General features: G+C 55.8%; 4 protein-coding genes and 2 rRNA genes. 2 read left to right on the top strand and 4 right to left on the bottom strand.

Translation table 11 applies throughout. The features are described from left to right. Positions 1-201: 201 nt before the first annotated feature. Positions 202-3036, top strand: a 23S ribosomal RNA gene (locus TM5383_RS03960). Between the two features lie 105 nt (positions 3037-3141). Further along, positions 3142-3256, top strand: a 5S ribosomal RNA gene (rrf, locus tag TM5383_RS03955). A gap of 425 nt (positions 3257-3681) precedes the next feature. On the opposite strand, the gene TM5383_RS03950 is transcribed toward rrf, so the two are convergent. From TM5383_RS03950 to TM5383_RS03935, 4 genes are all read right to left on the bottom strand, one after another. Further along, positions 3682-6135 (bottom strand): ATP-binding protein, encoded by a 2454-nt coding sequence (locus tag TM5383_RS03950; protein ID WP_058317751.1) that lies wholly within the window; start codon positions 6133-6135, stop codon positions 3682-3684. 136 nt (positions 6136-6271) lie between these two features. Then, a complete protein-coding gene (locus tag TM5383_RS03945) occupies positions 6272-6829 on the bottom strand; it encodes a DUF4202 domain-containing protein (RefSeq protein WP_058317750.1) in 558 nt (185 codons plus the stop codon). 152 nt (positions 6830-6981) lie between these two features. Then, positions 6982-9096, bottom strand: a complete 2115-nt coding sequence (locus TM5383_RS03940) for a sensor histidine kinase (protein WP_058317749.1) — start codon at positions 9094-9096, stop codon at positions 6982-6984. Continuing rightward, positions 9093-10160, bottom strand: coding sequence for a response regulator (locus TM5383_RS03935; RefSeq protein ID WP_058317748.1), 1068 nt, complete (start codon positions 10158-10160; stop codon positions 9093-9095). Before TM5383_RS03935 ends, TM5383_RS03940 begins: the two co-directional genes overlap by 4 nt. Between the last annotated feature and the right edge of the window lie 121 nt (positions 10161-10281).

The following is a 10281-nucleotide window of genomic DNA, read 5'->3' as shown; positions in this document are numbered from 1 at the left end:
CAGAGTTGTCCAAGTCAAGTACACTAACCCGCAAGATCGAGAGATCTTGCATGTTCCTTACCTTCTGCGTGGGGCCGACCGACATCGGCAGCGCAGTCTTTCGGGTAAGGAGCGGGAAATAGTATGCTTTTGATCAGAAAGTGAGCATCCGGTCGAACCAGCCCGGATGTCAAAGACGCAAGTCTTACTCTTTCTGGATCAAATCAAGCGCGAGAAGGGCGTTTGGTGAATGCCTTGGCAGTAAGAGGCGATGAAGGACGTGATACTCTGCGATAAGCTTGGGGGAGCCGAGAATAGGCTTTGATCCCAGGATCTCCGAATGGGGCAACCCACTTGATACTCTGTTATTGTTAGCATCACGCTGATCAATAACCGGGTAAACCAAGTACTTAATACCTGAATACATAGGGTTTTAAGAGCGAACCCGGGGAACTGAAACATCTAAGTACCCGGAGGAAAGGAAATCAACAGATACTCCCCTAGTAGCGGCGAGCGAACGGGGACCAGCCGAGCCTTGAGAGTGACCAGAACAATCTGGAAAGATTGACCATAGTGGGTGACAGTCCCGTATGGGAAGCTCGATAGGACGTATTAAGTAGGGCGGGACACGTGAAATCCTGTCTGAACATCGGAGGACCACCTTCGAAGGCTAAGTACTCCTTACTGACCGATAGTGAACCAGTACCGTGAGGGAAAGGTGAAAAGCACCCCGACGAGGGGAGTGAAACAGTACCTGAAACCGAACGCCTACAATCAGTCGGAGGCTCCTTGCGAGCTGACGGCGTACCTTTTGTATAATGGGTCATCGACTTGGTCTCACGAGCAAGCTTAAGCCGTTAGGTGTAGGCGCAGCGAAAGCGAGTCTTAATAGGGCGAATGAGTTCGTGGGATCAGACCCGAAACCGAGTGATCTAGGCATGACCAGGCTGAAGGTAAGGTAACACTTACTGGAGGGCCGAACCCACACCTGTTGAAAAAGGTCGGGATGAGTTGTGCCTAGGGGTGAAAGGCCAATCAAACTCGGAGATAGCTGGTTCTCTGCGAAATCTATTTAGGTAGAGCGTCATCCGAATACCCCGGGGGGTAGAGCACTGGATGGGTAATGGGGCCCCACAGGCTTACTGATCCTAACCAAACTCCGAATACCCGGGAGTACTAGATGGCAGACACACTGCGGATGCTAACGTCCGTAGTGGAGAGGGAAACAACCCTGACCTCCAGCTAAGGCCCCTAATTCATGGCTAAGTGGGAAAGCAGGTGGGACGACCAAAACAACCAGGAGGTTGGCTTAGAAGCAGCCATCCTTTAAAGATAGCGTAACAGCTCACTGGTCTAAATAAGTTGTCCTGCGGCGAAGATGTAACGGGGCTCAAGCCATGAGCCGAAGCTGAGGATGCACATAGTGCATGGTAGCAGAGCGTAGTGTGACATAGTTCCATGCGTCTTTAACCTTCGTCATCGAAGGTCTTAGACGCAAGGAGCTTTCTGTGAAGCCGGGGCGTGAGCCATCCGGTGGAGAGATCACTAGCGAGAATGATGACATGAGTAGCGACAAACAGGGTGAGAGACCCTGTCGCCGAAAGTCCAAGGGTTCCTGCTTAAAGCTAATCTGAGCAGGGTAAGCCGGCCCCTAAGGCGAGGCCGAAAGGCGTAGTCGATGGGAACTAGGTTAATATTCCTAGGCCGTGAGGTGGTGACGGATCACAGAGGTAGTTCAGGCTTAACGGATTGTCTGGGCTGCTGAGTGGTCCCTGGAAATAGCCCCTCTTTAAGACCGTACCCTAAACCGACACAGGTGGACTGGTAGAGTATACCAAGGCGCTTGAGAGAACGATGTTGAAGGAACTCGGCAAAATACCTCCGTAAGTTCGCGAGAAGGAGGCCCAGTTTCTAGGCAACTAGTGGCTGGGGGCACAAACCAGGGGGTGGCGACTGTTTACTAAAAACACAGGGCTCTGCGAAGTCGCAAGACGACGTATAGGGTCTGACGCCTGCCCGGTGCCGGAAGGTTAAAAGGAGATGTGAGAGCGTCGAATTGAAGCCCCGGTAAACGGCGGCCGTAACTATAACGGTCCTAAGGTAGCGAAATTCCTTGTCGGGTAAGTTCCGACCTGCACGAATGGCGTAACGACTTCCCCGCTGTCTCCAACATCGACTCAGCGAAATTGAATTGCCTGTCAAGATGCAGGCTTCCCGCGGTTAGACGGAAAGACCCCGTGCACCTTTACTACAGCTTCGCACTGGCATCAGGCACAATATGTGCAGGATAGGTGGTGGGCTTTGAAACTGGGACGCCAGTCCCAGTGGAGCCTCCCTTGAGATACCACCCTTATTCTGCTTGATGTCTAACCGCGGTCCGTTATCCGGATCCGGGACCCTGCGTGGCGGGTAGTTTGACTGGGGCGGTCGCCTCCTAAAGAGTAACGGAGGCGCGCGAAGGTTGGCTCAGAGCGGTCGGAAATCGCTCGTTGAGTGCAATGGCAGAAGCCAGCCTGACTGCGAGACTGACAAGTCGAGCAGAGTCGAAAGACGGCCATAGTGATCCGGTGGTCCCGCGTGGAAGGGCCATCGCTCAACGGATAAAAGGTACGCCGGGGATAACAGGCTGATACTGCCCAAGAGTCCATATCGACGGCAGTGTTTGGCACCTCGATGTCGGCTCATCTCATCCTGGGGCTGGAGCAGGTCCCAAGGGTATGGCTGTTCGCCATTTAAAGAGGTACGTGAGCTGGGTTTAGAACGTCGTGAGACAGTTCGGTCCCTATCTGCCGTGGGTGTAGGATACTTGAGAGGAGTTGCCCCTAGTACGAGAGGACCGGGGTGAACGTTCCACTGGTGGACCAGTTATCGTGCCAACGGTAGTGCTGGGTAGCTATGAACGGAAAGGATAACCGCTGAAGGCATCTAAGCGGGAAGCCCCCCTCAAAACAAGGTATCCCTGAGGACCGTGGTAGACCACCACGTCGATAGGCCAGAGATGTAAGTGCGGTAACGCATTCAGTTGACTGGTACTAATGGTCCGATAGGCTTGATTTGATCCAGTAAAAGTAAGACTGATAAATCAAAAGCATACACCAAAGTGTACTCGGCTTAGACAACACGTTGATAAGGGCTAACAAAAGCCCGTTGTTGCTTATTCGGTTTGGTGGTCATAGCACGAGTGAAACACCCGATCCCATCCCGAACTCGGAAGTTAAGCACCGAAGCGCCAATGGTACTGCGTCTTAAGACGTGGGAGAGTAGGTCACCGCCAAACCTAATAAACAACAACAATCTCTCAAAAACGATGAAACACAAAAACAGCCGCCCCAATGGGCGGCTTTTTTAATACAAAATTAACAAAATTAGAACGTACACCCAGTCCGCAGTGTCTGGGAAAAAGACCGCTTACGTTTGTTCTGGAAAACCGCTGTTGCCCAGCCGCTGCAGACATCTGGAACACTGGGCGATTGGCGCCTGTAATCCCTGATTATTTCGAGAGCATTGGCCAGGTTTGGTCCGTAGGCCGTGAATGAACGCGTGAGTTCGCGTGTAGTGGTGCGAATTCAACCCACCTGAAAGTGTCCTGTAACAAGGTGGGCGTTTCGTTGATTGTCGGGATGGCCAACACAGAACGCGCAGTACTACTACGCGGAGTGTTCCGGCGACGACGCGGTTGCGAGCGACGTTAACTCGAGACCGTTAGCTCGGCCGCGCGCGGTGGGCAGTGAGTGTGAGCGCACGCTCCAACGATGCGCGTGCGACGGGCTTGTTCAATCGGATGTCTTCGGGACGCAATATGGATCCGTCGTTCAATGGCAGATCGGTATAGCCGGTGAGCACGATGACCGGAAAGTCTGCCACACGTTTGCGGATTTCGCGTACCAAATCCGTCCCCTGGAGTAAGCCGGGCATGACGATGTCCGTTACAAGCAGATCAAAACCGGGGTTTTTCTCGAACAGTTGCATTGCCATGTCACCCGTTTCTGCCGCGGTGACCTTGTGGCCCATACGGGTGAGGCTGCGTTCGAGCATTAGGCGAACATCTTTATGGTCCTCTGCCAGTAGGATATGTAGGCCAGTGCTGCTGGTTTCTTCTTCGACCTTAATGGTGCTGGCAAAGGATGTACGCCCCAGTTCGGCAGGTGGGAAGTACAGGTCGATCACTGTGCCCTCACCGAGGGTAGACTGAATGTCGATTGCGCCGCCAGATTGGGCAACGAAGCCCTGCACCATAGACAAGCCCAGACCGGATCCGGCGCCTGGCGCTTTCGTCGTGTAGAAGGGCTCGAAGATCTTGGCGAGGTGGTCGGGCTTGATGCCATCGCCTGTGTCTGAAACGGACAGGACCACATATTGACCAGCACCAAGGTTTTGCGACAGGTGCCGATTTTGATCAGTCGCAAGCGTGACCACGCGGGTTGATAAGGTCAGCGTACCGCCGTTGGGCATTGCGTCACGTGCATTTACCATCAGGTTCAGCAAGGCGCTTGAGGTTGAGCTGCGGTCCAGCAGCACTGGTGGCAGGCCCTCTGCGAGGTGGGTGGTCAGCGTAATGTTCGCGGGGAATGTGCGGCCACTCCAACCCTCCAGCTCTTGAACTACGGTGTTAAGTTGGATGACTTCGGGATTTAGCGGCGCGCGGCGCGCAAAGCTTAGCATTTTGCGCGTTAGGTCGTTGCCCTGCTCAGCCGCTAAGATGGACCCACGAATGAAATCCATGCGTTCGTCGTCTGGGGATAGTTCATCCGCCAGATCATCTTCGAGCATCTCCAAATTGCCACGGATCACAGCCAGCATGTTGTTGAAATCATGCGCCATGCCGCCTGTGAGTTGACCTATGCTCTCTTGCTTTTGGGCCTGCCTCACGACGTTGGCCTGAAATTCAAATTCGATGTCGCGTTTCTTTTGATCTGTGATGTCCATCACGAAACAATCCCAACGCAGCACGCCCTCGGTGCTAAGATATGGGTGTCCCCAACCTTCGAGCCAACGTTCATCGCCATTCGGGCCCGTATGTTCCCAAATCAACCGCCATGTCGTGCCGGTGCGTCGGGCTGATTCCATGACTTTGCGTAGTTCTTCGCGCGTTTCCATCGATGCACCACGCCACATGGGCGAGGGGTCTTCGTAGAGCTGTTCTTTGCTCACCCCCCAGATATCGCGGGTTCCGTCGGTGGCAAAGGTTACACGATCTGGGGTGTCGCTCCGCTGCATGTAGGTAAAGAAGACACCAGGGAAGTTGTTGGTGAAGCTGTCCAAACGGCGATTGGCCGTTTGCATGTCTGTGATCATCTCTTTGCGCGCCAGCGCCATGCGGTTCAGCAGATAGAGCGGCCCCAGTACGAAAAGGCAGACTATTAACAGGCGTAGGATTTGGTAAATCCGTTCTTCTGTGGCGCTATCCCAGCCTTCCTCTGGCGTTGCATATAGGCGCCAATGCGAACCGGTGAAATCGAAGTTGGCCTCAATGGGCTGGTCGTCAATGACCGAGCGGTCGCCATACGCGATGGCGGCGATTGCGCCGCTGTTGTCCAGATTGGCAAGGGTTAGGTTAAGGGGCTGTTCGACCCCCATCATGCCGGCACGGTCCAGAAAGGCGTTTAGGTCAAACACCGTCGATAGGATGCCACGGAATTGCAGGATGTCTTCCGTGCGACTGTAAACTGGGATCCGTAGGATAAATCCTTTGCCCCCTTGCACCAGATCAATCGGACCGACAAAGGCGATCTGGCCAGTGTCGCGCACTTTCTCGATCGCGGCGAGTTGGGCGGGGATATTGCGATAATCCAACCCGATTGCTGCGCGGTTGGGTTCGACCGGATGCACGCGGGTGATCACGAGGTCGGGCGCCCATGCGACATTGATTACATCCGAGCGGCCACGGGTCACATTACTGACCAGCTGCGAAAACTCTGCCTGGCTGATGTCGCGTCCCCGACTAAGAAGGGAGGCGATCCCACGGGTGATCAGAACGCTGCTTTCTACTTGGCTCTGCAAACGGGCGGACACGACGTCCACCTCGGCCTGGACAGATGTGCGCAGTGCTGACGCATTCACCACATCTGTCTGACGCTGCAGGGCAATGGCCAGTGTCGCCACCGCGACCACGGCGACAACGAAAGGAAAGTAGTTGCTAAGCGCGCGCTTCAACATTTTTGCGTTTGCCTCTGATCTGGGGCCTGCTGGGGGTGGCACCTGTGTTCCCGGTCCAAGCGGTCAGAGCATGGTCGGGAAGGCGGTGATGGCTTTGCGTCCTGCGGATGATTATCGTCTGTGCGCGCGGTAGCCGTTACGCAAAACTGCGTGCCAGCGCATCGGGCATGGGAAACTCTTGCAAGGCGCGTGCCCGCCCAGCGGCTGACATCTTGCGCGCAGTTTTGGCGACGATTTTTTCCAGATCTTCGGCGCTACGGGTTTCGCTAAACCCTGCCAGATACCAACGAATAAAGGTAAAGCAGATGGTGTCTTCCAGTGCTTGAACCTCGGGGTCTGTTTTCAGATTTTCTTTGCGCAGCAGAACCCCGACGCGGGTTTGTGCATCGCTGTCATAACCAGCCTCTGCCATGATGCCTGCGACGCGTTCACCGTGGCGGCGCCCCTGTTCTTTACGCCATGCGTAATATCCGGCTTTGCCTTCTGGGTAGTCAGCGCGGGGCAGGGCCCAGCGTTCGATATGCTGACCCCGTGCCGCGATCTGCAGGATGTCGGATGCGTCTGGGAACAGCTTTGCCAATTCGGCGCTCATCCGTTCGCCGTACAATAGGGCAGCTGGCCGGCCGTCTTCGGAATTGGGATCAGCAGCGTTGGCTGCATCGATGGCGTTTAAGGCGGCGGTGAGCTGTGTCATTGTGGGGTCCCGTAGTAAACGTCGCCCCCGTATTGAGCGTGATTGACCTTATCAAGGCAAGGTAAAAGCCGTAATAACACGGCGCTTGTCTGAACTTGTGGCGCAGTTGTGGATCACCGATCACGCCCACCGCGAATGCCGGTCTATGGTCTTCAGCTTGTAGTGGCCAACGGGATGGTAAACTGGAAACAGCTGCCATGACCTTCGCGGCTTTGCAGGGACATGCGCCCACCGTGCAATTCCACTAGATTGCGGCTGATCGACAGGCCTAGACCGGTTCCCCCCTGACGGCGCAGGTCAGCCGCTTCGACCTGATGAAAGCTGTCAAAGACCTTGGACTGTTCCGCTTTAGGGATCCCTTGGCCTGTGTCCATCACCGAGAAACGCAGCGTATTTCCCTCGACCTCAGTACGGATAGCGACTTCACCGGCGTTGGTGAATTTCATCGCGTTGCCAACCAGATTGAACAGGATCTGCTTTAGGCGGGTTTCGTCTGCCTGCACAGTGACGTCATCGGCTTCGGCCCACAGGTCCAGTCCCTTGGCGTCGGCCTGCTGCTGAAACTGGTCAATCACATCCTCGATCAGGTTGCGAACCGGGACGTCCGTTGGATGGATTTGCATTTTGCCTTCTTCGATTTTGGCATAATCCAGCGTTTCCTGAATGAGGTTTAGCAAGTGCTGTCCTGATGCATCCATTTTCGCGGCATAGCGCGCCACTGTGTTCAGCAGCTCTTGGTGCGCGGCACTGATACCGCCCTGTTGATCCGACAGTGCCTGACTGGCGGGTAGGGTGGCTGGATCTTTGAGGAATGCGTTATAGCCCAGAACCACAGTCAGCGGCGTGCGCAATTCGTGCGTCACAATGTTAAGGAATTCTGTTTTCGCCAGACTGGCGGCCTCGGCGGCTAGCTGTGCCTCTTTCAAGGCGGTGATGTCCATGCGGAAGGCGACGGTCCAGCCGTCTTCGGTGCGGCGTTCGCTGGCACGCAACCAGGTCCCATCAGACAGCAGTTCGTCCTGTTCAAAATCAGCAGCCTGATGAGCGAGCATCCGGTCTGCTACCCAGTCATCTTCGCAGCCCTCTGCCTCGGGGTATAGTCCGCGTGCGGCACCTTCGCGCAGCAGATCTTCGAACAGCATGCCGGGGCGTAGGGCGGCCTGACCCACCCCACCCAGGCTACGGCGAAATTGGGCGTTGCTCATGACCAGTCGATCGTTGGCATCAAACAGTGCGAAGCCGTCAGAGATCGCGTTAATCGCATTGATCAGGTTTTTCTCGGCGGCAGTTTTACGGCGGCTGATTTCGATCAGATAGGCAGCGACCAGTAGGGCCAGAACAGTTGCCAGTAGCACCCAGAACCGTAATTGGCGGCGCTCTTCGGCGAATTGGTCCCAGCCCCCTTTGGGACGTGCGGCCAGTTCCCAATTGCCCTGCGGCAGATCAATACGCTGACGAATGGTGCCTTGTTCAAACAGTTCCGCTGCCCCGAAAATCATCCGCGGCGGCTGTTCAGCCGTCGCAGGGCGGCGCAATGCGATATCAAGGTGACGCGCCCCCTGCACGATCCCCGATTGTTCGAGGAAAACACCCAAGTCCAATGTCGCCGACATCATACCCCAGAAAGGGCGCGCTGGTGCTTCGTCTGAGGCATCGCCGGGTAAAAAGATTGGTGTGCGCAGAACCAGTCCCTGTTTGCCACCACCAATGTTCAACGGGCCATCCAGCACTGTGTTTCCAGTCGTACGCGCGGTTTCAATGACGGCCATCACTTGATCGTACTGGCGGTAATCCAATCCCAACAAGGCCGCGTTGTCAGTTGCGGGATGCACATGGCGAATGACCAGATCCGGTGCTGCGGCAACCATGCGAATAACTGGGGCATCTGCTGTAACCTGTTCCGCGATGGCGTCGAACTGGTCGGCGGGCATGTCGGGCATCACGGTAATCGCTGCCGCCATACCGCGCATCTGCAAGGCGCGCGCCAGAACTTCGCCCTGTAGACGTGCGCGTAGGGTATTGGTCTGTTCGCTGACATCTTCGGTCTGGAGCGCCTGCGCCCGCCCGATCGTGTAGCGTTCCAAAACTGTTTCGATCACTGCCATCGAGGCGATCAGATAGATGTAGATCAACAGATGCGTATGGTTGCGCATAAACCGCAGTGGCGAATACCGACCAAGGGACAAGCCCTGAAACGGCATCCGCTGGAGAGCCGCGCGCATCGGGCGACCCCAAGCAGAAAAACTGGTCAGAGACAGCACGCTCATGACGTGATCCGCGCGCGCATACGGTTAAGTATGGCGGTCCAGCGTTGGCGCAGATCATATTTTGTCGCTAGGACAGATCGGCCGGTTTTCGTTGGGGCAACGATTGCTGAGTGGGGTTCTGAACGGGGCAGGGCAGTCATACTAAGGGCACTGTGCAACTGTTCCAAAGCTGCTGGCCCAGACCGCAGGCCAAGGTGAATTAACGGCGACATTCCAAGGGCTACACGCATCGGGCGGCCATCGTCATACTGCAAATCCAGCTCTTCGATTTGGTTGCGAACATGTACCTGCAATTCCTGCGGGTCCGGTAGGTCGCGGCCATGGCTGAGGCAAACGAAACCGCCGTTCCCAGCATGCGCAACGAAGCTGCCATGACACCGTAGGCTGTCACTGAGCACTTCTGCGATGTCGGCCATCGTGTAGTAGTATTCTTCGGCTGAACAGCTTTGAAACAGCGCTTCGGCGTTCTGTAGCCGGAACGCAAAGCAGGCACTTACCATCATGCCACCACGGCCAAGTTGCAGCAGGTAGTTTTCCAGCGCCAGCAGATCCAGCACACCGCGTACTTCGGCGATGTTGAAGGCTGTTTCGAAGGTGAATTGCGGGACATGCACAAAGGTCGCGATTTCAGCGATAGGTGATGTGATATTCACCGGGGTGCTCAGGCTGGGTTCTGGTGCGCGACGCTCTTGGTGCAGCCGCGCGGCCTGTTCCAGACGGGCGCTCAGTTCGGTGGGATTGAACGGCTTGGTTACATAGTCGGTGGCGCCGGCCTCAAAACTCTGATTGATGAAGCTGCGCTCCGACATTGCCGTTATCATCAACACAGGCACCTGCGCATAGCCGGCCTGCCCACGCAGCCAAGCGCACAGTTCGATCCCAGTCATTTCGGGCATCTGAATATCAAAGAGGAAGCCATCAAAAGGCGTTGCGCTGGTCGCAATCAGCTGCATGGCCTCTGCGGCAGATTGGGCGCCGGTCACGTCGCCAAAGCCCAGCCGGGGCAGGGTCTCCAGCAACAGTTCCAGAATCATCGGATCATCATCAACGGCGAGTAGTTTCATTGTCCCCGGTCCTTTGCGTCGCGGTGCCATCCCCATGTCACCGCGTGTCCCAAGCCCGTTATGGGCCAAGGGTAAGCATGGTTAACCAATGTGGCGAGATTTCGACGCAAATCAGGACGGG

The sequence above is a fragment of the Thalassovita mediterranea genome (assembly GCF_001458435.1).
Taxonomy (GTDB): Bacteria; Pseudomonadota; Alphaproteobacteria; order Rhodobacterales; family Rhodobacteraceae; genus Thalassobius; species Thalassobius mediterraneus.
Note: the sequence above shows the minus strand (reverse complement) of the source record. Positions and strands in the feature narration are given on the sequence as shown.